The sequence below is a fragment of the Methylobacterium sp. Leaf85 genome (assembly GCF_001422125.1).
Lineage (GTDB): Bacteria > Pseudomonadota > Alphaproteobacteria > Rhizobiales > Beijerinckiaceae > Methylobacterium > Methylobacterium bullatum.
Genome location: NZ_LMME01000009.1, coordinates 75,445 through 101,574 on the forward strand (window position 1 = coordinate 75,445; position 26,130 = coordinate 101,574).

23 protein-coding genes are annotated in these 26,130 nt (G+C 70.1%); 13 read left to right on the forward strand and 10 right to left on the reverse strand.

Going from position 1 to position 26,130, the window contains the following annotated elements; translation table 11 throughout:
* Positions 1-138 precede the first annotated feature (138 nt).
* A complete protein-coding gene (locus ASF08_RS07980) occupies positions 139-972 on the reverse strand; it encodes a phosphotransferase family protein (protein WP_056143526.1) in 834 nt (277 codons plus the stop codon).
* A 205-nt stretch (positions 973-1,177) separates the two neighbouring features.
* Entirely contained in the window at positions 1,178-1,462 is a 285-nt protein-coding gene (locus tag ASF08_RS07985; protein ID WP_018045669.1) for a hypothetical protein, read from the reverse strand.
* Between the two features lie 269 nt (positions 1,463-1,731).
* Between ASF08_RS07985 and ASF08_RS07990 the strand changes: the two genes are divergently transcribed.
* On the forward strand, positions 1,732-2,715 hold the full coding sequence (locus ASF08_RS07990; RefSeq protein ID WP_056143529.1) for a hypothetical protein: 984 nt from the start codon (positions 1,732-1,734) through the stop codon (positions 2,713-2,715).
* Here ASF08_RS07990 and ASF08_RS07995 read toward each other — a convergent pair.
* On the reverse strand, positions 2,703-3,953 hold the full coding sequence (locus ASF08_RS07995) for a glycosyltransferase family 4 protein (RefSeq protein WP_056143531.1): 1,251 nt from the start codon (positions 3,951-3,953) through the stop codon (positions 2,703-2,705). The genes ASF08_RS07990 and ASF08_RS07995 overlap by 13 nt on opposite strands.
* 8 nt (positions 3,954-3,961) lie before the next feature.
* Positions 3,962-5,002: a glycosyltransferase family 4 protein gene (locus ASF08_RS08000; RefSeq protein ID WP_056143534.1), complete on the reverse strand. Its 1,041-nt coding sequence runs from the start codon at positions 5,000-5,002 to the stop codon at positions 3,962-3,964.
* 72 nt (positions 5,003-5,074) lie between these two features.
* On the opposite strand from ASF08_RS08000, the gene ASF08_RS08005 reads away from it, so the two are divergent.
* The 6 genes from ASF08_RS08005 (at position 5,075) to ASF08_RS08030 (ending at position 14,202) form a co-directional block, all read left to right on the forward strand.
* Positions 5,075-7,129 carry an HAD-IIB family hydrolase gene (locus ASF08_RS08005; protein WP_056143537.1) on the forward strand — a complete coding sequence of 685 codons (2,055 nt, stop codon included), beginning with the start codon at positions 5,075-5,077 and terminating at the stop codon, positions 7,127-7,129.
* Complete coding sequence (locus ASF08_RS08010; protein ID WP_056143540.1) at positions 7,119-7,991, forward strand: glycosyltransferase family 2 protein; 873 nt, start codon at positions 7,119-7,121, stop codon at positions 7,989-7,991. The genes ASF08_RS08005 and ASF08_RS08010 overlap by 11 nt, the downstream gene beginning before the upstream one ends.
* Positions 7,992-8,007: 16 nt before the next feature.
* Positions 8,008-9,117, forward strand: coding sequence for a glycosyltransferase (locus ASF08_RS08015; RefSeq protein WP_056143543.1), 1,110 nt, complete (start codon positions 8,008-8,010; stop codon positions 9,115-9,117).
* Between the two features lie 32 nt (positions 9,118-9,149).
* Positions 9,150-10,106 carry a galactosyltransferase-related protein gene (locus tag ASF08_RS08020; protein WP_056143546.1) on the forward strand — a complete coding sequence of 319 codons (957 nt, stop codon included), beginning with the start codon at positions 9,150-9,152 and terminating at the stop codon, positions 10,104-10,106.
* 10 nt (positions 10,107-10,116) lie between these two features.
* Positions 10,117-11,193, forward strand: a complete 1,077-nt coding sequence (locus ASF08_RS08025) for a glycosyltransferase (RefSeq protein WP_056143549.1) — start codon at positions 10,117-10,119, stop codon at positions 11,191-11,193.
* 657 nt (positions 11,194-11,850) lie between these two features.
* On the forward strand, positions 11,851-14,202 hold the full coding sequence (locus ASF08_RS08030; RefSeq protein WP_056143553.1) for a calcium-binding protein: 2,352 nt from the start codon (positions 11,851-11,853) through the stop codon (positions 14,200-14,202).
* A gap of 496 nt (positions 14,203-14,698) precedes the next feature.
* Here the strand turns inward: ASF08_RS08030 and ASF08_RS08040 are convergent, their stop codons facing one another.
* Both ASF08_RS08040 and ASF08_RS08045 read right to left on the reverse strand, forming a co-directional pair.
* The gene (locus ASF08_RS08040; protein ID WP_056143559.1) at positions 14,699-15,163 is read right to left on the reverse strand and encodes a hypothetical protein; all 465 of its coding nucleotides are present in this window, start codon (positions 15,161-15,163) and stop codon (positions 14,699-14,701) included.
* A 106-nt stretch (positions 15,164-15,269) separates the two neighbouring features.
* Entirely contained in the window at positions 15,270-16,466 is a 1,197-nt protein-coding gene (locus ASF08_RS08045) for an MFS transporter (RefSeq protein ID WP_056143562.1), read from the reverse strand.
* Positions 16,467-16,574: 108 nt separating this feature from the next.
* On the opposite strand from ASF08_RS08045, the gene ASF08_RS08050 reads away from it, so the two are divergent.
* The 3 genes from ASF08_RS08050 (at position 16,575) to ASF08_RS08060 (ending at position 18,367) form a co-directional block, all read left to right on the forward strand.
* Positions 16,575-17,363 carry a helix-turn-helix domain-containing protein gene (locus ASF08_RS08050; RefSeq protein WP_056143565.1) on the forward strand — a complete coding sequence of 263 codons (789 nt, stop codon included), beginning with the start codon at positions 16,575-16,577 and terminating at the stop codon, positions 17,361-17,363.
* 123 nt (positions 17,364-17,486) lie between these two features.
* A complete protein-coding gene (locus ASF08_RS08055) occupies positions 17,487-17,903 on the forward strand; it encodes a hypothetical protein (protein WP_156629508.1) in 417 nt (138 codons plus the stop codon).
* The gene (locus ASF08_RS08060) at positions 17,900-18,367 is read left to right on the forward strand and encodes a hypothetical protein (protein WP_056143572.1); all 468 of its coding nucleotides are present in this window, start codon (positions 17,900-17,902) and stop codon (positions 18,365-18,367) included. Before ASF08_RS08055 ends, ASF08_RS08060 begins: the two co-directional genes overlap by 4 nt.
* 207 nt (positions 18,368-18,574) lie before the next feature.
* On the opposite strand, the gene ASF08_RS08070 is transcribed toward ASF08_RS08060, so the two are convergent.
* The 4 genes from ASF08_RS08070 to ASF08_RS08085 are packed head-to-tail and all read right to left on the reverse strand — an operon-like array spanning position 18,575 to position 21,305.
* Positions 18,575-18,769 (reverse strand): DUF3606 domain-containing protein, encoded by a 195-nt coding sequence (locus ASF08_RS08070; RefSeq protein ID WP_056143577.1) that lies wholly within the window; start codon positions 18,767-18,769, stop codon positions 18,575-18,577.
* 2 nt (positions 18,770-18,771) lie between these two features.
* Entirely contained in the window at positions 18,772-18,984 is a 213-nt protein-coding gene (locus tag ASF08_RS08075) for a hypothetical protein (RefSeq protein WP_018045652.1), read from the reverse strand.
* A 59-nt stretch (positions 18,985-19,043) separates the two neighbouring features.
* A complete protein-coding gene (locus ASF08_RS08080) occupies positions 19,044-19,862 on the reverse strand; it encodes an ATP-binding cassette domain-containing protein (protein ID WP_056143580.1) in 819 nt (272 codons plus the stop codon).
* Positions 19,863-19,922: 60 nt separating this feature from the next.
* Complete coding sequence (locus ASF08_RS08085) at positions 19,923-21,305, reverse strand: lysine N(6)-hydroxylase/L-ornithine N(5)-oxygenase family protein (RefSeq protein WP_056143583.1); 1,383 nt, start codon at positions 21,303-21,305, stop codon at positions 19,923-19,925.
* Between the two features lie 194 nt (positions 21,306-21,499).
* On the opposite strand from ASF08_RS08085, the gene ASF08_RS08090 reads away from it, so the two are divergent.
* From ASF08_RS08090 to ASF08_RS25450, 3 genes are all read left to right on the forward strand, one after another.
* Entirely contained in the window at positions 21,500-21,715 is a 216-nt protein-coding gene (locus ASF08_RS08090; RefSeq protein ID WP_056143585.1) for an MbtH family protein, read from the forward strand.
* 55 nt (positions 21,716-21,770) lie between these two features.
* On the forward strand, positions 21,771-25,468 hold a 3,698-nt coding region (locus ASF08_RS25290; RefSeq protein WP_244474484.1), incomplete at its 3' end, for an AMP-binding protein.
* Positions 25,469-25,513: 45 nt separating this feature from the next.
* A partial coding sequence (locus ASF08_RS25450) for an AMP-binding protein (protein WP_244474485.1) occupies positions 25,514-26,130 on the forward strand: 617 nt, incomplete at its 3' end.

The window sequence follows — 26,130 nt, forward strand, 5'->3', positions numbered from 1 at the left end:
CCGCTTGACGAGCCTCGGTCTCCGCATGATGGTGTCCGCCGCCTTCGCGAACGGCGTGGCGTTGGCCCCGCCCACCCGCTGCATTACGGCTCGACTCGCTCGCCGTGGCTCAGGCCGGTCCCGGCGGCGGGCCACGCATCAGATCAGATGCGCGAAGTGGTGTCCCAGCCGCCTCGCTTCCGCCTGAAGGTCGTCCTCGTTCGGGGCGGCCTGCCCGGACAGGCGGGCGACGATCACGGGCAGTCGCCAGGCGTCGATGTCCCGCCTGTCGAGGCCGCTCAACCGGCAATACGTCCAGACATAGAAATCGGCCAATCTCGCGCGGATCTGCGCATCGGCCGCCTTCGCCCAGGCGTTGACGAAGCGGGTGCGTCCGGATCGAAGGATGAGCTCGGTGCGGGCGACGTCCGCTGTGGGATGCCCTGCCGTCGACTTTTCCCAGTCGATGACGACCAGACCGTCCGGCGTGTAGAGCGCGTTCTCGGGGTGGAGATCTCCGTGGCAGAGATTGTCCCCATCGGGCAGGCGATCGAGCACGGCGAGCGTCGTTTGCTTCAGCCAGGCAGGCACTCTCGCTCTGGAGACTTGAACGCGCAGTGCGTCCTGCTGGTTGGGAAGCGGAGCATTGACGATGGTGTGGATGCCGAATTGAATATGCGCGAGTTGCCTCAGGGCGCCCAGCATGCCGACCGGGTTCCTCCTGAAGTGTTCGAGAACCGTCTTGCCGTCGATATGCTCGAACAGCACGCCGGATCGTCCGTGCCGCTCGATGATTCCCAAGGGAGCCGGGACGCGCAGGCCTTGGGAATGGGCGAACGACGTCGCGACGAACTCCTTTTCGGCGAGGGACTTTCCCCATTTCGCCTTGTAGAGCTTCAGTATCTGGCCCGATTTGTCGACAAAGACTTCGGCACTTCTTCCCTCACCGATGCGCTGTGTCCGATCAAGAGCGATCTCTTGCGTCGATACCATATCGATCCAACGTCATGGCCCCCTCCATGCCATGCGCGAGAGTATCGTCGATGAAGATCAGCCGGCAATCCATTCCGGGACGGGATCGGTGCCGACATGGGGACGAGGTGCCGCTGCGCACACATGGCGCAGCAAAAACCCCGCTCCGGCTTTCGCCGGGCGGGGTCCCAATGCGAGGGCTCTTCGCTCTGAAGTCTGCGGCCCGTCAGTATCCGTAGCGGCGAGCGCGACGATAGTTCTGATCCTGGCGGCGCAGATGCGCCCCATACCGGCGATCGTGGAGCATCTGCCGGCGAATGTGCTTCCGATAGCGGTACTGGGGCGAATGCCCATAACCGGACCGGTACCCGTACCCGTACTGTACGGTTTCGACCGCCGCCGGCTGTCCGAGCGCGGTGGCGTCCACGGCCAGCGGAGCGGCCTGGGCCGTTGACGTCAAGCCGGCACATACGAGCGCCGCGGCGAGCGCGAGGGAGCGCAGGTCTTTCATCGGATATCCTTCCTTGTGGGTAGGACGACGGCATCTAGGGCGGCGAAGCTTGGCTTCAACCCAAAAATCCGCCGCGGTGCGAGCCCGGCGGGTCGGGTCGTTCAGTGGGGGGCTCCCCAGAAGGCCCAGGCCCCTTCATACCCTCCCGGAAACCGCGCATTGATGCCGACGATGCCAGGCAGGGTCCGCGGAAGCGGTCGCCGGTTTTGCGTCCTTAAACCCGCGAACCCGCTCAGGCGCGGCGAGGCCGGGCGCGATGAGGGAGAACCATGCGACGCTGTTTCGTCTGTGAGGCCGATAGCCTCGAGCCGACGGACCGGCACATCCTCCATGAGGATGGGCGGCGGCGGGCGTTTTCCATCGCCTGTGCCTCGTGCGGCGTGCTCGTCCGGGACGGGGCGGACCCGGCCGCATGCTGGGCCGATCTCGCGCGGGCTCTGGCCGGGCGCGTGTTCCGCCTCGATCCGCAAGCGCCCTACGGTCTCGACATCTACACCCTGCGCCTTGCCGCCACCCGGCTGCGCCGTGGCGTCAGGCCGGTCGGCGGGGCCGACCGGGAAGCCCTGCTGCACCCGCATTCCGAGCGGGCCGCCGCCGGCGATCTGTTCGATCTCGATGCCGCGCTGCCGGCCACGGTCTCGCTCGGCCTCCTCTGCCGGCCGCAGGATCTGGATGCGGTGCTGGCCCGCCTTTCCGCCCATGCGGCCTGGACCGGCGACGTGGTGGTCCTCGTCGACGCCCCCGACAGCCCGCCGGTTTCCGCCGCCATCGCCGGCTATCCCTCCGGCGCCGTGCGGGTCGCCGCCCGCCCCCTCGCCGGAGATTTCGCGGCCCAGCGCAACGCGCTGCAGGCCCTGTCGCGCCGTGCCTGGACGCTCCAGCTCGACGCCGACGAGGAGTTGGCAGCCGCCGTGGGTGAGCTGCTTCCGGCCCTTGCCGCCCTGGCCGAGGAGGGAGACGTCCTCTCCATCGGCCTGCCCCGGCGCAACCGCGTCGACGGGGTGTTGTCGGATGTCTATCCGGACGTTCAGTACCGCCTGAACCGCGCGGATGTCCGTTTCGGGGGGCGTGTTCACGAGCGGCCCGATCTCGGCGGCGCGTGGCGGCGGGGCTTCATCTCCCTCCACGGCGCCATCGAGCACCGGCTCTCGCGCGCCCATGTGGAGGCGCGGTCCCGGCGCTACGAGGCGATGGACCCCGGCCGGGGGCGCCCGGAGGAGGAGACGGCGCTGCTGCGCCCCTACCGGCCCTGACGCGCTGCCGCGATGGCCCGTTCGTAGAGCGCCAGGGTCTCGGCCCCGAGCCGCGCCCGGTCGAAGGCGCCGCTCGCCGAAAGGGCGCGGTCCCGCAGGCGCAGGCGCAGGGCGGAATCCAGGAGCAGCGGACGGATGGCCTCGGCCAGGGCCGCCCCCGTCGCTTCCCGCGCGAGAAGGCCTGCGCCCGGCCCACCGATGAAGGCGCGGGCGCTGGCATCCTCCGCGCAGGCCACCACCGGGCGGCCATGGGCCAGGGCTTCCTGGTAGACGAGGCCGAAACTCTCGTAGCGCGAGGGGGCGAGGACGACATGCGCTCGCGCATAGGCGGCCTCCAAGGCCACGGCGTCGATCCGGCCTAAGGGGCGCAGGCGCCGTCGCGCGACGGCGGGACAATCCGGCGGGAGATCGGCCTCGGGCACGCCGACGAGGGCGATCTCGAAGGGGGGAAGCGTTCCGGCCTCGCAATCGGCACCGAGGATCGCGGCGGCGGCGAGCAGGAGATCGAACCCCTTGCGCGCCTCGGCCCGGCCGACGAACAGCAGGCGGATCGGGCCGTCCGTGGCCTCCGGATAGGGAGCGGCGCGGCCGCGTTCCAGCATCTCCGGGGGCAGGCTCAGGCCGATCACCGCATGGGGCCGGGCGGTATGGGGCCGGGCGGTATGGGGCCGGGCGGTATGGGGCCGGACGGTATGGGGCCGGGCCGGCTGAAGGCCGTAGAGCGCCGTCATCCGCGCCGCGTGCTCGCCGGTATTCGAGATCAGGCCGGCGCTCGCCCTCGCCTGCCGGCGTTCCAGCCGGTCGGCGGCGAGACCGTCCAGGCGGTCGCGCAGGGAGGCGGCCGGTTCGCGCGAGAAGGCGGCGGGCGTGGAGTTGCGGGTGACCAGGGGCGGGGCCGCGCCGCCTCCGAGCAGGGCGGCCGGCCCGTACCAGTTCGTGGCCTCGATGCAAGCGAAGGGATGCCGGGCATGGGCCCGCAGCACCGCCCGGCGGAAGGCCATGGGCGCGGCGAGGTGCCCGGCCGATCCCCACAGGCGCAGCCGCGCGAGCCGCGAGCCCGGCGGGAGGCCGATCCCCTCGATCCCGACGCCCGCATGGTCGCCGGACCCGGTGCGGTCGAGGGTGAACACCGTGACAGTGACGCCGAGCGCGCTCAGGCTCTCGGCGATCTCGCGCGCGGCGGTGGAAAGCCCGCTCGGGGCGGGGGGATAGTCCCAGGCGAGGAGCGCCGTGCGCATGCGCCCGCTCACCGGCCGAGCAGGCGCCGGTAGATCGCGAGGTAGTCGGCGGCCATGCGCTCGGCGGTGAAGCGCGCCTCGAAGCGGCGGCGCACCTGCGCCCGGTCGAGCTCGCCCACCCGCGCCAGGGCCGCCACCGCCTCGGCCTCGGAGGAGACGACGAAGCCCGTGACCCCGTCCTCGACGATCTCCGGCACGGAGCCCCGGTTCCAGGCGATCACCGGGGTGCCGCAGGCCATGGCCTCGATCATCACGAGGCCGAAGGGTTCGGGCCAGTCGATGGGAAACAAGAGGGCGCGCGCGCCGCCGAGGAGCCGGCCCTTGGCCGCATCGTCCACCGGGCCGACATAGACGGCGTCGTCACCGAGCAGCGGGCGGACCGCCCGGTCGAAATAATCCGGGTTCCCCACATCCACGGTTCCGGCGAGGCGGATCGGCAGGCCCGCCGCGCGGGCGACGCGGATGGCGACGTCGGGCCGCTTCTGGTCGGTCATCCGGCCGATGAAGGCGAGATGGCCCTCCGGCTCGCTCCGCAGGGCGTAACGGTCGCGCGCGATGCCGTGATGGACGATGCCGGCGCGGTTCGCCGCCGGGATGCCGGCTTCCTGCGCCGCCGAGATCGCCGCCACGGGCAGGTCGGGGAAGCCGGCGAAGAACAGCGCCCGGTCGCGCTCGTCCACGCGCCAATGCACGGTCGTCAGGCTGCGGCATCGCCGCGCGCCGAGCACGGGCGCATGCGCGAACTCGCCGTGGCAATGGACGATGTCGAAATCGTCGAGGCGGCGGGCAAGCGCTTCCATCTGGAGCGCTTCCAGGGCTGCCGGCACTCCCGGAGCCACGCGGCCCTCACGGGCCTCCAGGGCGGCGAGACTGAGATGATCCCCGACCCTTGGTATATCTGTCACACTGTCCGCCGGGGCGAAGAGCGTTACCTCAACCTGCAAGTTTCGCAGTGCTATGCTGAGATCATGGATGACGCGCTCCGTCCCGCCATGATGCGTCGGAGGGGTCGGAAAGATGTTGGGTGCGACCTGCGCGATACGGATCACGGGTTGTTCTTGTATTTTAGGTATGAAAGTCGACATTTTATCCGTGGTTGACGCGCCGGCACCCCGCCGCTGATGTTCGTTCTTCATATCGCGCTTCAAGGATGTCTTCGCGGTGACGACGTCGCCTACGGCCTCACCGCCGATACGGGCGGCCATATCCGCTACCTGCTCGATCTCGTCCGGGCCTGTGACCGGGATTCGGCCTCGGACCGGATCGTCATCGCCACCCGTCTGTTCGAAAGTGCGCTCGGAGCCGACTACGCCGTGCCCGAGGAAGCCGTATCGGACAAGGTGACGATCGTGCGACTCGCCAGCGCGTCGCCGGATTACCTGCCCAAGGAAGCGCTGCACGGGGAGGTGGCGAGCTTCTCCGAAGCCCTCGTCGCGTGGATCGCCGCGCAGCCCATGCGCCCCGCCATGATCCACGCGCATTATGCCGATGCGGCCGCCGTCGCCGCCCTGGTCGAGGACCGGCTCGGCATCCCCTTCGTGTTCACCGCGCATTCCCTCGGACGGGTGAAGGCCCGCGCCATGGGCCGGCCGCCGACGGATACCCCGTCCCTGGCCCACCGGATCGCGGCCGAGGAGACGGCCCTGGCCCGCGCCGCCCTGGTCATCGCCTCCTCGCGCGACGAGGCCGAGGTGCAATACGCGACCTATGCCGCCTACGATCCCGGCCGCATCCGCGTGCTGCCGCCGGGCAGCGACCTGGCGCGCTTCCACGCGGCGCGGACCTGCCCGAGGGTCGACGCCTCCATCGACCGTTTCCTGCGCGAGCCCGGAAAACCCGCGCTGCTCGCGCTGGCCCGGCCCGTGGCGAGGAAGAACCTCGCCGCCCTGGTCACCGCCTATGGCGAGAGCCCGGAACTGCAGGCGCGCGCCAACCTCGTCCTCGTGGCCGGCACCCGCGACGACCTCGACGACCTCGACGGCGGCATGGCCGAGACCATGCGCGACCTCCTCGTGCTCATCGACCGCCACGACCTCTACGGGCTTGTGGCCTATCCGAAGACCCACCGCCCCGACGACGTGCCGGCCCTCTACGCCTATGCCCGCGAGCGCGGCGGGGTGTTCGTCAACCCGGCCCTCAACGAGCCCTTCGGCCTGACCCTGCTCGAGGCCTCCGCCGCCGGCCTGCCCCTGGTCGCCACCGACAGCGGCGGTCCCAACGACATCGTCGAGACCTGCGGCAACGGCCTCCTCGTCGATCCGCGCGATCCGGCCGGGATCGCGCGGGCCTGCCTGCGCATCCTCACCGAGCCCGGCCTGCGCGACCGCTACGTCGCCGGCGGCGAGCGGGCGGCGGCGGCCTACGATTGGGACCGGCACGCCCTGCGCTACCACGCCCTGCTGCGCGCCCTCGGGGCGGCCGAGGCGCCGTCGAGCCATCCGCGCCAGCTCCTGATCTGCGACATCGACAACACCCTGGTCGGGTGCGACGCCGGCCTCACCGCGTTCCGCCTCTGGCGCAGCGAGCAGGAGGGCCTCGCCTTCGGCGTCGCCACCGGGCGGTCGTTCCACAGCGCCATGGCGATCCTGGAGCAGCAGGCGAGCCCGCGCCCCCAGGTGATGATCACGTCGGTGGGTTCGGAGATCTACCATCTCGACGCCAACGGGGTGAGCTACACCGCCGACCGGGCGTGGCGGGACACGGTCTCCCGTGGCTGGAGCCGGGAGGACGTGCGGGCCGTGCTCGGGCAGGTTCCCGACCTCGTTCCGCAAGGCCCCCTGGAGCAGCGCCCGCACAAGCTCAGCTATTTCGGCGATGCCGCCACCGCCCGGCGCGTGCGGGGCAGGCTCGACGCCTCGGGCCTCGCCGCCTCCATCATCCACAGCCACGGCCGCTACCTCGACGTGCTGCCGCCCGCGGCCTCGAAGGGGACGGCGGTCGACCATGTCCGCGCGCTGTACGGGCTTACCGAGGGCAACGTGTTCGTGGCGGGCGATTCCGGCAACGACGTGGAGATGCTGCGGGTGCGGCGACAGGCGATCATCGTCGCCAACTTCTCCGATGACCTCGCCACCCATGCGGCGCTCGGCCATTCCTACGTCGCCCGCGCCTCTCATGCGCGCGGCGTCATCGAGGGCGTGGCGCATTTCCGGAAGATGCCCGTCCATGCCGGCTAGAGCGCGCTCGGTGAGCGTTCTCACCCTGGTCCGCCACCGGGACGGGCATCTGCGCAACCTGATGCGCGGGCTCGTCCGGCAGACGGTGGCGCCCCTGGAACTCGTGATCGCCTGGATGCAGCCGGAGCCGGCCCACGACCTGCCGGATCCCGGCTGTCCCGTCCGGCACCTGCATGTACCGGGGGAGCCGATGCCGCTGGCCGCCGCCCGCAACCGCGCCGCCGAGGCGGCGCAGGGCTCGCGCCTGATCTTCCTCGACGTGGATTGCATCCCCGGGCCGGGTCTGGTGGCGGCCTATGCCGGAGCCGAGGCCGAGGCGCTGCTGCTGGGCGAAGTGCTCTACCTGCCCGAGGGCGCAGTGGGGGCCAGCCTCGATTGCGAGGCACTCGACCGTGCCGGGCGGGTGCATCCGGCCAAGCCCCCGATCCCGGAGACCGGACTGCGCCCGGAGCCGGAGGCGCGGGAGCTCTGGGGCCTGTCCTTCGCCCTCCCGGCCTCGGCCTACCGCAGCGTCGGCGGCATGGACGAGGGCTTCTCGGGTTATGGCGGCGAGGAAACCGATTTCGCCCTGCGCCTCGCGGCCTCCGGCCTGCCGACCTTCTGGATCGCCGGGGCGCGGGCCTACCACCAGCATCACCCGGTCCACGTGCCGCCCCTGCCGCATTTCGAGTCGATCCTGCGCAACGCCACCCGCTTCCATGCCCGGCACGGCAGCTGGTGCATGGAATACTGGCTCGGCCAGTTCCGCGAGGCCGGCCTCATCGCCTGGGACGCGCAGGCCACCTCCATCCGGCGCCTGCGCACCCCCGACCCCGCCGAGATCGCCGCCGCCCGGCAGCCCGGCACGCGCCTGTTCTCCTGACCCCGACCCGAGCCCCATGACGAAACCCATCGCCTTCTTCGTCCACCACCAGGGGCGCGGACACGCCAACCGCACCCGCGCCGTGGTGGCCGAGTTTTCCGCCACGCGCCCGGTCTCCGTCCTCACCGCCGATCCGAGCCTGTTCGACGGGTTCTCCCGCGACATCGAGATCGTCGCCCTGCCCGACATGATCGGCGCCCGGGTGCCCACCGCGCGCCTGTTCGCCGAGCCGACGCCCCGCGTGATGCATTGCGTGCCGCTGGGCGTGAGGGAGACGCGCCGGACCATGCGCACCATCCTCGACCATCTCGACGACCGGGAGGTCGGCCTGTTCGTGGTGGACGTCTCGGCCGAGATCGCCCTGCTGGCGCGCGCGGCGAGCGTGCCGGCCGTGCAGATCCGCATGCACGGCGACCGCTCCGACATCGGCCATGTGGGCGCCTACGAGGCCTGTATCGGCATGCTCGCCCCCTTCGACGAGCGGCTGGAGCAGGACGATTACCCGGATTCTCTGCGCGCCAGGACCTTCTACAGCGGCGGCCTCTGCACCAGCGTCGATCCGGTGCTCCCCCGCGCCGAAGCCCGCGCCCGCCTGCGGCTCGATCCCCACCGGGAGATCGTCGTCGCCGTGACCGGCGGCGGGGGCAGCGGCACGCCCTACGCCCCCCTCACCGTGGCGGCGCGCGCCGTGCCGGACGCCCTCTGGCTGACCCTGGGGCCGACCCACCGCGAGGGCCACGAGACCGATTTCGGCAACCTGCGCGAACTCGGCTGGGTGCCGTCCGTGACCGATTACCTCGCGGCCGCCGACATCGTCATCGCGTCCGCCGGCGACAACACGGTCCACGAGGTCGCGCGGGTGGGCGGGCGCCTCGTGGTGATGCCCGAATGGCGCTATTTCGGCGAGCAGACCCGCAAGGCCGAGGCCCTGGTGCGCCTCGGCGTCGCCGTGCAGGCCCCGCACTGGCCCGGCGACCTCCAGGGCTGGCGCGACCTCCTCGACCGCGCGCGCCGGCTCGACGGCGAGACCCTGCGCCCGCTCCACGCCCCGGACGCCGCCGCCCGCGCCGCCGGCTGGCTCGAAGACCTCACCGACGAACTCTGGGCCGGCGCGCCCGCCGCTTGAACCCTTCCGATCCCCAAAACCGGACCTCGAGAATGTCGACCGTTTCCGTCGTGACGCTGGCCAAGGGACGGCCCGCGCATCTCACCAACCTCGTCCTCGGCCTGATGCGTCAGACGCAAGCACCCGCCGAACTCGTCGTCGCCCGCATGCAGGACCAGCCCTACGACCTGCCGGAGGCGCCGTTCCCGATCCGCCAGATCCCGGTGGCGGGCGACCCGCTGCCGCTGGCCGCCGCGCGCAACCGCGCCGTGGCGGCCGCGTCGGGGGAGGCTGTGGTCTTCCTCGACGTGGACTGCATCCCCGCGCCCACCCTCGTGGCCGATTACGCCCGTCGCCTCGGCGAATGCGACGGATTGCTGATGGGCGAGGTGCTCTATCTCCCCGGCGGGGCCACCGCCGGTGCGTGGAGCTCCGACGGGTTCGCGGATGTCGCCGTCCGGCATTCCGACCGGCGCGGCCCGCCGGCCGAGGGCATCGAGATCTGCAACGATTATCGCTGCTTCTGGTCGCTGAACTTCGCCATGCGGAAGGCGACCTTCCTCGGCGTCGGCGGTTTCGACGAGCGCTATGCGGGCTATGGCGGCGAAGACACCGATTTCGGCAAGCTCCTCGACCAGCGCGGCATCGCCATCGCCTGGCTCGAAGGCGCGCGCGTCTATCACCAGTATCATCCGCACCACATGCCGCCGATCCACCATCTCGACAGCGTGGTGCGCAACGCCGAACTGTTCGAGGCGAAGTGGGGCTACCGGACCATGGGCCATTGGCTCCATGCGTTCCGCCTCATGGGCCTGATCGACGACACGCCCGGACAGCCGATCCGCATCCTGCGCCGCCCGGATGCCGACGACCTGGCGCTCACGGGCCAGCAGAGTCACCAGCCCTATTCCAACACCGCCTCGGTCATCCGCATCCTCGATGCGCGCAACGCCGCCGCCCTCACTGAACAACGGGCCGGAACCCTCGCGGCGGAGCCCGAGCCCGCATGACAGCCATCCGATGAGGATCGCGCTCCTCGCCCATGTGCGCCAGCCCATCGCCCAGCCCTTCAAGGGCGGCATGGAGGCCCATAGCTGGCACCTCGCCCAAGGGCTGCAGGCCCGCGGCCACGAGGTCGTGCTGTTCGCCTCCGGCGACAGCGACCCGCGCTTCACCCTCGACCCGGTCCTGCCCGAGCACCAGGAGCGGACGTTCCCCGGGCAGGAGCATACCGGTAACCCGGCGCTGATCGCCCATCTCGATGCCGGCTACGCCGCCGCCTGCGACCGGATCGCCGCCGGGGGCTTCGACGTGGTCCACAACAACAGCCTCAGCCGCCTGCCCCTGGCGCGCGGGCGAACGGAGGCCGTGCCCACCGTCACCTCCCTCCACGTGCCGCCCTACGATGCCCTGCGCTGGTTCGTTCACGACGGTGTCGCCCCCTCGCACCGGATCACGGTGACGTCGCAAGGGCAGCTGCGTGCCTGGTTCCCGGAAGGGGCACCGCCCGAAGTGTCGGTGCTCCACAACGGCATCGACCCGGCCGATTGGCCCTACCGCGACCGTGGCGACGGCAGCGCCGTCTGGTGCGGCCGGATCACGCCCTACAAGGGGACGCACCTCGCCATCGAGGCGGCGCGGAAGGCGGGCATCGCCCTTACCCTCTTCGGCTCGACGGAGGACGCCGAATACTGGGAACAGGCGGTCAGGCCACTCCTCGGCGGCGCGATCCGCTATGGCGGCCATCTCGACGGGGCCTCCCTCGCGGCGGAAATCGGACGGGCCTCGGTCTTTCTGTTCACCCCCTGCTGGGACGAGCCGTTCGGCCTCGTCGCCATCGAGGCCATGGCCTGCGGCCTGCCCGTGGCCGGCATCGACAGGGGAGCGGCCCGCGAGGTCATCGGCGAGGCGGGCGCCTTCGCCCCGCCCGGAGACGACGAAGCCCTCGCCGACGCGATCGGGCGAGCGCTGGCCATCCCGCGACGCGGCGCGCATGAGCGCGTCCTCCGCCACTTCACGCACGACGTCTGGCTGGACGCGTGCGAGGCGCTGTACGCCGACGTCCGACATTCGCACCCCGGCGGCCGGGATCGGTAGAGCTACGATCGTCACATATATCGCGGGCTGCGCCACCCTGCCTTCCTCCACCTCGCGGGGAGGAGTTGGAGGTGGGGGCGGTCGGGCGACCCTCATGCTGCGGAGGCTGGCAAACCCACTCCCACTCCTGACCTCTCCCCAGAAGCTACAGGATTCACACATCGGCTCGACGGCTGTTCCCTCTATCCAAGAGGGTTCGGCATAGGCGCGACGGGCACCCTCTCCTTCCAGGAGAGGGTGCCCGCGCATCCCGCGAGATGCGTGAACATCGTAGTCCGACACGTGGGGAGGGACGCGCCTCCGGCCGGGATCCCTTGTCCGGCAGCCGCCGCGCGGTCGCGCTGGCGGGCCCGATCGGACGCTTCGAAACGGCTCGAAGCCGAAGGCTTTAGCCTCCGCTATCCATCGAATGCTGCACGGCACAAAACGATAGCCCGCCGCATCAAGATGAATACAGTGCATGAAGCATATGGAAACGATCGTTAAGTATTAAATCGTACCCAGCCGCCAATGTAGCGGCAACAACGCCAGTGCTCCGGAACCGATCGAGTGGGCTGGGTCTTTGAAGCTCGGGCCTCAAGTGCCCGCCATGCCATGTAAGCCGGCATGATCTTCAATCTATCCCGTCGTTCTCGATTTGTGGGTTTGGAGAAAACAATGGCCACTGTCTCGATCCTGACCAATGCTGGCTTCGACGTTCGCGATTTCTTCGTTCCCAACCTGGGTGGTGCCGACCTCACATTCACCGGCCTCGTCGACAGCGTCGGCGACCTCCTTCTCGACGGCAGCCGAACGGATACGTTCGAGGTTCTCACCATCGAGGCGAACGGCCTCACCTACAACTACAGCGGCAATTGGGAGATCGAGGCCTCCACCGGCCTGTTGACCGGAACGGTCTCGGCCAGCGGCGGCTACGACGGGGTCGAGGTCAAGCTCGGCGATACGGTCCTGGCGACGCTCGACCTGCCGTTCCAGCCGGTCAACCTCGGAACGGAAACCAGCACCGGCATTCTCGGGGACGTCGGAGACCTGGTGACGGATCTCGTGGGCGGCACCGTGGACATCCTCCTCGGAACCCTCGATGAAACGGTCTCGCTGGTGGGCCTCAATCTCGACGCCACCCCCGACCTCATCGACATCGTCATCGATGCCGGCGGCACCCAGACCGGCGGCGACGGCGACGACACCCTGCGCGGCGGCATCGGCGGCGACACCCTCGACGGCGGCGCCGGCAACGACACCATGATCGGCGGGGCGGGCGACGACACCTACATCGTCGATTCGGCCGGCGACACCGTTGTGGAGGATGCCGGCGAAGGCGACGACACCGTCCGCTCGTCGGTGACCTACACCCTTCCCGACAACGTCGAGAACCTCGTTCTCAGGGGCACCGGCGCCATCGACGGGACAGGCAACGCCCTCGACAACAGGATCACCGGCAATGATGGCGACAACCGCCTCGACGGCGGGGCCGGCAACGACCGACTCACCGGGCGTGGCGGCGACGACGTCCTCGTTGGCGGTACCGGCAACGACATCATGCGCGGCGGAGCCGGTGACGACGTCTACGTGGTGGATTCCACGGGCGATCAGGTCATCGAGGAGGCTGGCGAGGGCAACGACACCGTCCGCTCGTCGGTGACCTACAGCCTCGGTGCCAATGTGGAGACCGTCGTTCTCACCGGAACCGGCGCCATCGACGCCACCGGAACCGGCGGTGCCAACAGCCTGACCGGCAACAACAGCGACAACCGCCTCGACGGCGGCGCCGGTACCGACACGCTCTCCGGACGCGGGGGAAATGACACCCTTCTCGGCGGCACCGGTGCGGACACGATGCGCGGGGGCACCGGCGACGACACCTACGTGGTCGACGCTGCGGGCGATCGGGTCATCGAGTTGGCCGGCGAGGGCACCGATACCGTGCGCTCCTCGATCGACCACACCCTCGGGGCCAATGTCGAGCGCCTCGTGCTGACCGGAGCCGGAGATCTCGACGGGACCGGCAATGGCTTGAACAACGCCATTTTCGGAACCGGCGGGGACAACGTGCTCAATGGTGGTGGCGGCAACGACATCCTGTTCGGCAAGGGCGGAAACGACAGGCTCGACGGCGGAACCGGCAACGACACCCTGCATGGCGGTCTCGGCGACGACACCTACTTCGTCGACAGGGTCGGCGATAAGATCGTGGAACTCCCGGGCGAGGGCAACGACACGGTTTATGCCTCGGTGACCTACGGGCTCTCGGCCAATGTCGAGAACCTCGTCCTGAGGGGGACTGGCAACCTGAGCGGTTTCGGCAACGACCTCGACAACGCCATCACCGGCAACGACGGCAACAACCGTCTGAGCGGGGGGGCCGGCGACGATGTCATGACGGGCCGCGGCGGCAACGACACCCTGCTCGGCGGCACCGGGGCCGACACCATGCGCGGGGGAACCGGCAACGACACCTATGTCATCGACAATGCCGGGGATCGCGCCATCGAACAGCCGGGCGAGGGCTTCGATACGATCCGCTCGACCGTCAGCCACACGATGGAAGCCAATACGGAGAAGATGGTTCTCAGTGGAACCGCGGCTCTCACCGCCAACGGCAATGCCGGCAACAACGAGATCTACGGCAATGCCGGTGACACCGCGATCTACGGCGGCGACGGCCGTGACCTTCTCTATGGCCGCGGCGGTGCCGACACCTTCGTGTTCAAGGCCATCTCCGACAGCGACGTCGCCATCGGCGGGCGCGACATCGTCAAGGACTTCGACTTCGCACAAGGAGACCGCATCGACTTCAGCGCGATCGATGCGAATTCGGGGCTAGCCGGCGACCAGGGCTTCCAGTTCGTCGGAACCCAGGCGTTCTCCGGCGAGGCCGGCGAGTTGCGGATGAAGTTCGGCGGCGGCAACACCCTCCTGCAGGGTGACACCAACGGCGACGGAGCGGTCGACTTCTCCGTCCTCCTTCAGGGCCATCATGTCCTCGACAGCGGGTCGTTCATCGTCTGACGCGGGCTTCCCCGGCGGTCGGTCGCCCTCCGGCACCGGATGGCCCGACACGCAGACAAAGACCACATGACGAGCGGGGGGCCGACGGCTCCCCGCTCTTTTCCGGGGATCTCGGCGCAGAATGGGGCGACGATTCTCTCGGAGAGGCGCTGGAGCCGACGAGATGGCGGTTTCCGCCGACCCGGTGACCTTCCGGGCTTGACGCTGGTATACCAGAAGGGCCAAGATGCTGGCGCTCCTCTCGGGGAGCCTTCCTATGAGCAAAACTTCACCCGCCCGGCTTCGGCCGAGGCGGGCTTTTACGTGTTGCGGACGCGCGCCGAGACCGCCCCCCTCGACGCGGCCGTGATCGCCCGCCTCACGCAAGCCACCAAACCGGCCATCCGCCCAAAAGCTCTCACCCTCCTCAACGCCATCCTGCCGAGCAGCACGCCATGGCAGCCCCAAGGCGCCCGACCGACAGGACAGTCGCTCTCCCGCAAGGAGCGGGGCCACCTCATAAGCGGGGATCGGCGTAGTGCTTGATCACCGCGAGGGGAGCGACAGGGGCCGGCCAGAGGACGAGGCGGTAATGGTCCTCGCCGTCCAGGCGGTCGTCGGTGAGGGTATCGAGGCCGCCGAAACAGGCGCGGACGCGGTAGGTGCCGGGTGCCACCGAGAGGATGTCGATGGACCCGCCCGTGCATTCGTGGATTTCGAGCCGGCCCGAGGGCAGGTCGAGGCTCGCCTCCACCACATGGTCCCAGAGGTCGAGGGCCTCGTCGGGCGGTGCGTCGACGATGTCGAGTTCCACCGGCACGGACATGTTGCGCTCGGGCTGGATCACCACGAGGAACGGCGCCGTCTTGACCCTCCGCCGGAGGTCGTCCTCGCTGTAATCCAGCGCCGTGTCGGGCATCTCGCCGTGATCCCAGAGATAGAACTGGTGGTAGTCGGCGAAAATCTCGTAGCGCTTCTGCATGGCATCGCTCCCGCTGGCGCGACCGGAATAGGACGTTCGCTCAGGTTTCGCGATGACCCCGTCCGATGGCGGTGCGAAGGCCCGTCGCGTGGCGGTCGGCCCCGCGTCATCCCGCCGGGGCGAGGGGCCGGGAGCGGTCGTTCCCCGTGAGGCCGAAAAAGCCGACCGCCGAGGCCACGATGACGCCGCCGCAGGCCGCCGCGATCCCGAGCACGAGCCCGAACCCGCCCCTCTCGTGCAGCAGGGCGATCAGCGGCACCGCGAACCCGCTCACGGTGAAACCGAGGAAATAGCGCACGCTGTAGGCCCGCGCGCGGTAGAGCGGCGGCACGTAGCGGGCCACCATCGCGTCGTTGATCACCACCTGCCCGTAGAGCGCCGCCATGGCCAGGACGAGGCCGGCGAGGAGCGGGAGGCCGGTGCTCAGCGCAGCGATTCCCAGGCCCAGGGGCTGCAGCACCGACAGGCTCAGGAACAGCGCCGGCAGGCTGTAGCGGTCGATCAGGCGTCCCATGACGAGCTGGGTCAGGGCCCCCACCATGAAGACCAGGGTGGCCACGGAGCCGATCAGCGCGAGGGGCAACCCGTCGCCGACCCGCTCGTCCACCACCTTCGGCAGGGCGATGGTGGTGATGTTGAAGGTCATGCCCCCCGCCACGATGGCGCAGGCGAAAACCACGAGCAGGGGGATGGGCCGGGACACCGCGAGCACCGCCTTGCCCCTGTCCTTGCCCTGCACGCCCTCGCCGTCGCCGGGGACCATGGCGAGAAACGCAGTCCCACAGGCGAGGCAGACCAGGCCCGGCACCAAGAAGGCTGCCTGCCAGCCGAACCCCGTCGCCAGCAGCGCCGTGACACCCGAGGCCGTCGCGGCGCCGACATTGCCCCAGACGCCGTTCACGCCGAGGTCCCGCCCGAGGCGGCGCGAGTGGGAGACCAGCATGGTCGAGCCGACCGGATGATAGATCGCCGAAGCCAGCCCGAGCACGCAGAGCCACAGGGCGAAAGCCGTCGGGCTCGCGGCACTCGCGACCCCGAGGCACGACAGGCCGTAGCCGAAGAAGAACACCGCCAGGAGGTTTCGCCGTCCGAACCGGTCGGCGAGCCAGCCCATCGGCAGCGCGCAGAGCCCGAAGGCCACGAAGGCGCCGGTGGCGAGCGCGATGAGCTCTCCATAGGACAGCCCTGTCTGCGCCGCGATGGCGAGCACGGCTGTCGGGTAGATCAGCAGGACGAAGTGATCGAGGGCATGCGCCACGTTGACGAAGCGCAGGGTGCGGCGGGACAGGGTTTCGGCGTCCATCGATAGAGGATCTCCGCAGGCAGGCACCCCTCTACCTGACCCGTTGAACGCCGTCGGGCCGAAAGTGTACGCGTTCGGGCCAAGGCAGACCGTGCCGACGGGGAAACCATGCGCTCCATCAGGGCCGAGGATTATCAGGACGTGCCCCGCGACGTCGCGGTGATGCCCAAGACCTTCGCGGCCGGCAGCCGCACGGAACGGCACTCCCACAAGCGGGCGCAGCTGCTCTACGCCACCGCCGGACTGATGATGGCGACCGCCGAGGACGGGACCTGGGTGGTGCCGGAGGGCCATGCCCTATGGATCCCACCGCGCCTCCCCCACGCGGTCGTCATGCATGGCGACGTCGCGATGTGCTCGGCCTATCTCGCCGTCGAGGCGATTGCCGGCTTCTCCGAACGGGCACGGGTCATCGAGGTCTCGCCCCTCCTCGCCGCCGCCCTGGTCGCCCTGACAGGCGAGCCCGTTCTGTATGACGAGACGGGGCGGGGCGGGCATCTGGCCGCCCTGGTGCTCGACGAGACCAGACGCGCCCCCGAAACCCGGCTCACCCTGCCCTTGCCGCAGGATGCCCGCCTTCGGCGGATCTGCCTCGGGTTGATCGACGATCCCGCCTTGGCGCTCGGTCTCGACGCCTGGGCCGATCAGGCCGGCGTGAGCCGCCGGACACTGACGCGCGGGTTTCGCCGGGAAACGGGCCTCAGCTTCGGGCAGTGGCGCGCGAGGGCCAGGATCGTGCGGGCCCTGGCCCTTGCGGCCGATGGCCGGGCGGCACGCCACGTCGCCGCCTCGGTGGGCTATCGCAGCATCCAGGCCCTGAGGGGCAGGACCCAAGCGCTGATCGGACGGGAGGGGGACACCCGGCCGGCCTCGGCGGCCGTCGCTCCGCCGGGTTAAAGAGCGTCGCCCGTCCCGGCAGGATCGGTCATGCCTTAAGCCCGAGGAGAAGGCAGAATGCGTCGATATCCACGACGTCCCCGGCATCGCGTTCGGAACCGTCCGGGGTGGACGGGGATGCCGATGCGCCTGCTCGCCGTGTCGCTGGCGGTCTCCTCGCCCGCCCGCGCCCTCGACGAACTCATCGTCCGGCCGCCGACGGGTCTGGCGGACGAATGCGTGAACGGCCTCATCGAGCACCGAACCGGCCAGTGGAAGCGGCGGGACCGGCCGCCCGCCTCCGGCGCGTTCGGGAGCGTCGAGGAGATCATGCGGGACGTCGACCCGCCGGCCCTGCGCGCCCTGGCGGAGCGCGGGTGCAGCCGGCGCTTTCGGCATCTCTTCCTGTCCTGCACACGGGGCGATTGGCCCGAGAATGCCAGTCCCGCCCTCCGGCCCATGGGCGTTTCGGCCGAAACGGAGGCCGAGATGATGCGGGTCATGCGCGGATGCCTCGCCGATCTGAAGAAGGCGGGCGTGCCGCCGACGGGCACGCGATGACCGCGGGGCCGGACGACTGGAAGCGCCTGCCGTTCGGGGAGACGGCTTCCATTCCCTACCGGGCCTCCTTTAGCGACGCGGATTTCGAGAGGATCGCGCGCGGCCTGGTTCCGAAGGCGATGGAGGACAAATGGTTCGCCTATCTCAATGGCCCGGTTCTCTGTTTCCATCGAAGCTGGACGGGGCAGGCGGCTTATCGCGTCACCTTCCGAAGGTCGGACGGGCGTCACATCGTGGCCGAGGCACTGTGCGCGGTGGAGCTGATGGAAAATGGTGAGGCCGCCTATCAGGCCGAGCTGCTCGATTTCCTGATCCGTACCCTCCTATTGGGCGCGCCGCGTCCGTTCCCGCTTCCCAGTGATCTGAAGGAACCGGCGCCGGGCATCTATCAGCATAGGGTCGCGGGAACCGGCTATCGGGAGGTCGCGGTCCCCCGAAAGGCATGGTGGAAATTCTGGGGCTGACGGCCGGTCGCCCGTCTTCCTATCCTTCGGGCTCGATGAGGAACGCGCCGCGGCGGTTCCGCTGCCGTCCGGCGGGGTCGTCGCATCCATCGGGATGGGCGTTGGGCGCGACGGGCATGGTCTCGCCCCTGCCCGCCGCCGCCAGGCGGCGATGCCGCGCCTCACCAGCCAGGCGCGGACGGAGGCCGCCCGCCGCAGCCGATTCCCTCACACGATGCCGCTGGCTTCGAACGGCCACGGTTTGCCGAGCCGTTCGGCGACCTTCGCCGGATCGTGGCCGACCTCCGCCACGGCGGCCTCGACCTCCTCGCTCGGGGTCTGGAAATAGCGGGCCCAATAGGCTTTGTCCCGGGGCTCCTTCAGCGTCACCGTGGCGGGCGCCTCGGGCGTGGATCCATCCATGCTCAACGTGCGGCCTCCTCGGCTTCGGTGCCGGGGCGGTCGCTCGGATCGTCCGGCGTTTCCCGAACGGTTCCGCTCACGGTATCCTTCGGGCCGGTCGCCGCGCCGTTCTGCTCGGGCTCGCCGGAGCCGCCGCCGCGCGATCGGTCGTAGGAGGATGCGGCCAGATCCTCGTTCACCTTGGTCGGTTCGGGCGGTTTCGTCGTCTCGGACATGCGTTGCTCCCTGATCTGACGGGCCAACGCTCGAAGCGCGATGTGGGTTCGGGCCGGCCTCAGTCGAGGTAGCTCAGGGCCATGCCCGTCCGAGGATGGGGGAAGACCCCCATGCGCACCCCGTAGATCGCCTCCAGCCCCTCCGGCGTCACGATCTCGGCGGGCGTGCCGCGCGCGATGAGGCGGCCACCATGGAGCGCGATGAGGTCGTCGCAGGTGCGGGCCGCCATGTTCACGTCGTGCAGGACCACGATGACGGTGAGGCCGCGCTCCCGCGACAGCTGGCGCACGAGGGAGAGCACCTCGATCTGGTGGGCGACGTCGAGGGCGGCGATGGGCTCGTCGAGAAGCAGGCATCCGGCATTCTGCGCCACCAGCATGGCGAGCCAGACGCGCTGGCGCTCGCCGCCGGAGAGGCTGTCCACCATGCGCTCGGCGAAGGGCGTTACCGTGGTGAGCCGCATCGCCTCGGCGACGGCCTCGCGGTCGGCCGCGCCCATCCGGCCCAGCGCCCCGTGCCAGGGATAGCGGCCCATGGCGACAAGTTCCCTGACCAGCATGCCGGGCGCCTGCGGCGTCGTCTGCGGAAGATAGGCGACCTCGCGGGCGAAGGCGCGGTCCCCGAGCTGTTCGATCGGGGCGCCCTTGAACAGGACGCGTCCGGCGCTCGGAGCCTGCTGGCGGCCGAGCAGCTTGATCAGCGTCGACTTGCCCGACCCGTTATGGCCGATGAGGCCGATGACCCGGCCGGCGGGGATGGTCAGGGTCAGCGGCTGCAGCAGCACGCGCCCGGGCACCGAGAACGTGACGCGGTCGAGGCTGTAGACCGCATCGTCCGGGCCGGAATCTCCCCTTGGTCCCGCATCGGCTCGGATCATGGATTTCGTTCGCCCGTTCGACGCTGCAACGCACGCCATGCTGGTGGACCGAGGGCCGCGTCAGGCCCGCGCGGCCGTCGTCTGCCGGTCGGCCAGTAGCGATTGGGCGATCTCATGCCCCCGCATGACCAGGATGGACAAGAGTGTATCGCTCAGGCCGTGGGTGGGTTCGCTGAAACCTTGGAGATAGATGCCCGGCTCGAAACCGGGGCGGGTGGCGAGACGGTAGTCGCGCCCGATGGTGCCGTCGGTGAGATGCGGGGCGAGCGACGGCATGATGGTCTCCAGGCGGTCGCGGCGATAGCCCGTGGCCAGGATCACGACGTCATAGGGCTCCTGCGCGGTGAGCCCCGTGGCGGCGTCCAGGGTTTCGAGGACGATCTCGCCGGCCTGCTCTACGGCCCCGACCACGGTGGTCCTCGGCCGCAGGGCATGGCGATGCTCGCCGCTGACCTTCTGCTGATAGAGGATGTCGAAGATGCGCGTCAGAAGGTCGGTGTCGATCACCGAGTAATTGGTGCCGCGGAACTCGTCGATGATGGCCCGGCGCTGGGTCTCGGGCTGGCCGTAGACAAAGTCGGTGAAGTCGGGGTTGAAGATCTCGTTGACGAAGGGGCTGTCATCGGCGGGCTTCAGCGCCTGCCCGCGGAAGATCATGGAGATGTCCGCGGTGGGAATGCGGCTCTGCAGGTCGAGGAAGAGCTCGGCCGCCGTCTGGCCCGCGCCGATGACGGCGATGCGCGGCCGGCGTGTGGCGCCGTCCGGCAGGGGAACGCCGTCGATCCGCGACAGGTAGCGCGACGAGTGGAAGATCCGGGCGCTCCCCTGCAGCTCCTCAAAGACCGGCAGGATACGCGGCTCGCCTCCGGTGGCGAGGATGACGGCGCGGGTGCGCCGTCTCCGCTCGCGGCCATCGGCCTTGCGCGAATGGACGAGCAGGTGGCGGATCGTGTCGCCGCGCCCCTCCGGCTCGACGGCCAGCACGGTATCGCCATAGTCGCAGCGATCGGCGAAATGCCCGGCCACCCAGCGCAGATAGGCGTTGAACTCGATCCGGCTCGGAAAGAACGACTTGCGGTTGATGTAGTCGATCAGCCGGCCGTGGACATGGAGGTAGTTGATGAAGGTGTAGGGGCTCGTTGGGTCACGCAGGGTGACGAGATCCTTCAGGAAGGAGATCTGCATCCCGCTGTCAGGCAGGAGCATCCCGCCGTGCCAGACGAACTCGTCCTGGCGCTCGAGGAAGCGCACCCGGGGCTGGCGGCCCCGCCGCCGTCCCGCCTCGTCGAGGGCGATGGCCAGCGACAGGTTCGACGGGCCGAAGCCGATGCCGAGCGCATCGTAGACCGGCGCGTCGTCATCGTCCCCGCGCCTCGGCCCCTCGTCCCGGAAGACCCCGCGCAGGGGGAAGGACGTATCCGAGTGGTCGTAGGATTCCGTCATCACCGAACCTCCATTCCTGCGCCGAGCGACACGGATCACCGCGGCGATCCGCCGGCGGTCGTCAGGCAAAGGGACGTTCGGGCAGGGGAGGGATTTAGGAGCCGGCCGGAAAAATTGTGCGCCGCCGCTTAAATTTCGGCGATCCGCCACCGTCTCTGGCTGCGAGACCGACCAAATTCGCGGAGCGCAACGCCATGGCCACCGACGACAGCGAAGCGACGTTCCTCGTCGTGATCAACGGGGAAGAGCAGTATTCCGTCTGGCCCGCCCATCGCCCGGTGCCGGCCGGATGGAGCGCCACCGGCTTCTCCGGGGCCCGCGCCGCGTGCCTCGAGCATATCGACACGGTCTGGACCGACATGCGGCCCCTGAGCCTGCGCCGTGCCCTTGCCGGCAACGCCTGCGCCTGAACCCCGGCGCCCCGTTTCGATGACATCCCGTTTCGACGACATGGCAGGACACATGATGACCGACGGTTTCCCGCGCGCGTCGCTGGTGGTCCCGCCCGCCACGGACTTCGTCAGTCACCTGCGCTGGCTGGCCGAGACCCATGGCGAGGTCTCCGCCCTTCATTTCCTCGACGACCCGCAGCGGGGCGAGGTCGCGGTCACCTACGCGGAGCTCCACCGTCGGGCGCGGGCCATCGCAGCGCGGCTTCGGCAATCGGCCAGCCCCGGCGACCGGGTCTGCCTCCTGCTCGATACCGGGCTCGACTACGTCGCGGGCTTCTTCGGTTGCCTCCAGGCGGGGCTCATCGCCGTCCCGGTGTTCCCGCCCGAGCCGCGCCGGGCGCAGCATCAGGCGCGCATCGCCGCGATCATCGATGACGCCGAGCCGTCGCTGATCCTCGTCCATCGCGACGACGCGGACTCCGTTCACGCCATGCTCGCCACGGCGGGAATCCGCAGCGCGGTCCTGCCGGTGGAGGACATCTCGGCGTACGAATCCCGCGACGCGGAGCCCGCCGGCCGGCTCGAGGCGGCGCTGTCGCCGGAGGACGTCGCCTTCCTGCAATACACGTCGGGGTCCACGGCCGTGCCCAAGGGCGTGGTCGTCAGCCACGCCAACCTCGTTGCCAACGAGCGGCTGATCCGGGTCGGGTTCGACTTCCGTCCCGACGACGTCATGGTGAGCTGGCTTCCGCTCTATCACGACATGGGTCTGATCGGCGGCATGCTGCAGCCGATCTACGCGGGCATCCTGGGCGTTCTCATGTCGCCCAAGCATTTCCTCGGCCGCCCGGCGCGCTGGCTGGAGGCCATCCACCATCATCGCGGCACGGTGAGCGGCGGCCCCGATTTCGCGTTCCGCCTGTGCCAGGACAGGGTCGACGACGAGACCGTCGCGCGGCTCGACCTGTCCAGCTGGCAGATCGCCTTCTCGGGCTCGGAAATGGTCCGGGCCTCCACCATGGCCGATTTCGCCGAGCGTTTCGCTCCCGCCGGTTTCGACGCCCGCGCGCTGAGGCCGTCCTACGGCCTGGCGGAAGCGACACTCTTCCTCACCGCCGGGACGCGCGGCGAGGGCATGCGGTCCCTCGACCTCGATCCCGCCACCCTCGCGCAAGGCCGTGCCGTCGCCGCGGTGGACGGCACCCGGCTGGTGGATTGCGGCTTCGAGCAGCCCGGGCATCCGATCCACATCGCCGGTTCCGATGGGGAATCGCTGCCGGACGGGACCATCGGCGAGGTCGTCGTCTCCGGTCCGAGCCTCGCCCAGGGCTATTGGCGCAACCCGGACGCGACGGCGGCCGCCTTCGTCGAACGGCACGGCGTGCGCTGCCTGAGGACGGGCGATCTCGGCTTCCTGCACCGGGGCCGGCTCTTCCTCGTCGGGCGCGAGAAGGACCTCATCATCCTGCGTGGCCAGAACGTCTATCCGCAGGACGTGGAGCGGGTGGTGGAGCAGGGCGTCGACATCCTGCGCCGAGGCCGGATCGCCGCCTTCGCCATCGAGCGCGACGGCCGCGAGGGCATCGGCGTGGCGGTGGAGGTGTCGCGCACCGTCCAGAAGCTCGCCGCGCCCGAGGCGATCGCCTCGCTGGTATCGGAGGCCGTCGCCGATGCCTTCCTCGAGACCGCGCGCGTCGTGGTTCTCCTCAATCCCGGCGGCCTGCCGCGCACATCCAGTGGGAAGATCCAGCGCGGCGCCACGCGGCGCGGATGGGAGAGGGGCTCCCTGGACGCCTACGCGGTGGTGGAGGACGGCCGGCGCAGCGATGGGGAAGGCGCGCCGAAATCCGGTGAGGCCATGGCCCTGGCCGGGCTGGATGCGCGCCTCGCCGCGATCTGGTCCGTCATCCTCGACCGGCGCGACCTCACCCGCGACAGTCATTTCTTCGCTCTCGGCGGAAATTCCATCGCGGCCATCGGGATGCTCACTGAGCTACGCGCGGCCATAGGCATCGCGATCCCGCCGCAGACCCTGTTCGCGCATCCCCGGCTGGGGGCTTTCGCCGAGGCGGTCGGGGCGGAGATCGCGGCCGGTACGACGGCTCTCGTGATCGCTCCGGCCCCCCGTGACGGAGCGCTTCCCCTGTCGCTGGCGCAGGAGCGGCTCTGGTTCGAGGCCGAATTCGGCGATGACGAACGCCACCATATCGCCGGTGGGATTCACCTCCACGGCGACCTCGACCGGAGCGCCCTGGACCGCAGCCTTGCTGCCCTCGTCGCGCGGCACGAGGCTTTCCGCACCCGTCTGCACCGCCGCCCCGACGGCCGGGCCGAGCAGGTGATCGTGGCCGGCTACGACGTCGCGTTGCCCGAGACCGATCTGACCGGGTTCGACGCGCATGAGCGCGAGGAGCGGTTCGCCGCCCTCTGCCGCGAGGCGGCGGAACGCCCCTTCACCCTCCCCGGCGGCCCGCTCGCGCGCTTTGCCCTGGTCCGCCTCGGCGGGGCTCATCACGTCCTCCTGGTGACCCTGCACCACATCGTGTCCGATGGCTGGTCCATGGGCGTGATCCTGCGGGAATGGCCGGCGCTCTATCGGGCTGAGGCGGAGGGCCTGCCCACCGGTCTGCCCCCCCTCGCGATCCAGCCGGCCGATATCGCCGCCTGGCAGGCCGGCGAACCACGCGCCGATGCCATGGAGTCCGACCTCGCCTGGTGGCGCGAACGCCTCGGCGGGCCCGAACCCGATCTGTCGCTTTCCGATCGCCAGAGGCGGGTCGGCGTACCCGACCGCGTCCTCCGTCACGGTTTCGCGATCGGCGAGGGGGTGAGCCGTCGGGTCGGGGCCCTGGCGGGTGAGACGGGCACCTCGCCCTTCACAATCCTGCTCGGCGCCTTCGCCCTCTTCCTGCATCGTTATGGCGACACCCGGAGCCTGCGCATCGCCATGCCCGTTGCGGGTCGCCACCTGCCGGGCGTCGAGCACCTCGTCGGGGTGTTCGTGAACACACTGGTCCTACCTGTGTCGATCGACCCGGCATCGCCGGGACGCAACGTCATCAGCCGGCTATGGACCTCGCTGACGGACGCCCTGGCCCATCAGGATCTGCCCTTCGAGCGACTGGTGGAGGCGCTGCAGCCGGAACGCGTTCCCGGCCGGGCACCCCTTGCCCGCGTGATGATCAGCCAGCAGCCGGCGACCCTGGGCGATCTCGGCACGGTCGCCGGCCTGACGCTCGAAACATTCGGGCAGGATACCGGCACACCCGCCTACGACCTCGTCCTGGAAGTATCGGAGAAGGACGGCGGCCTGTCCGCGACCTTCGCCTATTCCGAAGCCCTTTTCGACCCCGCCACCATCGCCCGGTTCGAGGAGGGCTATCTCGCCCTGCTCGACGGCCTGACCGGCACCCCGGCCCGTCGCATCGACACGCTCGAACTGGTCCCGGCCTCGTCCCTCGCCTCGCTGTCCGCGCCCTACGCGGACGGGATGCCGCTGTCGGAGGCGCTGGTGCCGGCGCTGATCGGCGCGGCAGCGCAGGCCGATCCCGACGCGCCGGCGGTGATCTGCGGTCCGCGCACCACCACGTTCGGCGAGCTCGACCGGGCCGCCAACCGCCTCGCCCACCGGTTGATCCGGGAGGGAATCGGTCCCGAGGCCGTGGTCGCGGTCGCCCTGCCGCGCGGGCCGGACCAGATCGCCGCCTTCCTCGCCATCCTGCGGGCCGGGGGCGCCTTCCTGCCCCTCGATCCGGCCCAGCCGAGGGTGCGNCGCCTCGCCCACCGGTTGATCCGGGAGGGAATCGGTCCGAGGCCGTGGTCGCGGTCGCCCTGCCGCGCGGGCCGGACCAGATCGCCGCCTTCCTCGCCATCCTGCGGGCCGGGGGCGCCTTCCTGCCCCTCGATCCGGCCCAGCCGAGGGTGCGTCTGGCCTCCCTCCTGCGCGATGCCGGGGCCCGCCTACTGCTGGTGCAGGGGTCGGCCCTCGACGGGCTGGCGCAAGAGTCCGGAATGGGAGAGGCCGGTAGCCTGGACCCCTCCGCCCTCGATCTCGCCTCCGAGCCCGAGACCGCGCCACCGCGTACCGCTCATCCGGAGCAGCTCGCCTACGTGATCTATACCTCCGGCTCCACAGGGACCCCCAAGGGCGTCGCCGTGGCGCACGGGCCCCTGGCCCGGCACGTGCGGGCCACGGGGGCCGTCTACGGCACGAACCGGGAGACGCGCGAACTCCACGTCCTGTCGATGAGCTTCGACGGGGCGCAGGAGCGCTGGATGGTGCCCCTGGCCTTCGGTGGCTGCGTCGTGCTCAAGCCCGACGGGCTGTGGACACCGCGCGAGGCGCTGGACGCCATGGAGCGTCATCGCGTGACCCATGCGGGCTTCCCCACCGCCTACATGCATCAGCTGGCGCTGGAGGCCGCCAGCGGCCC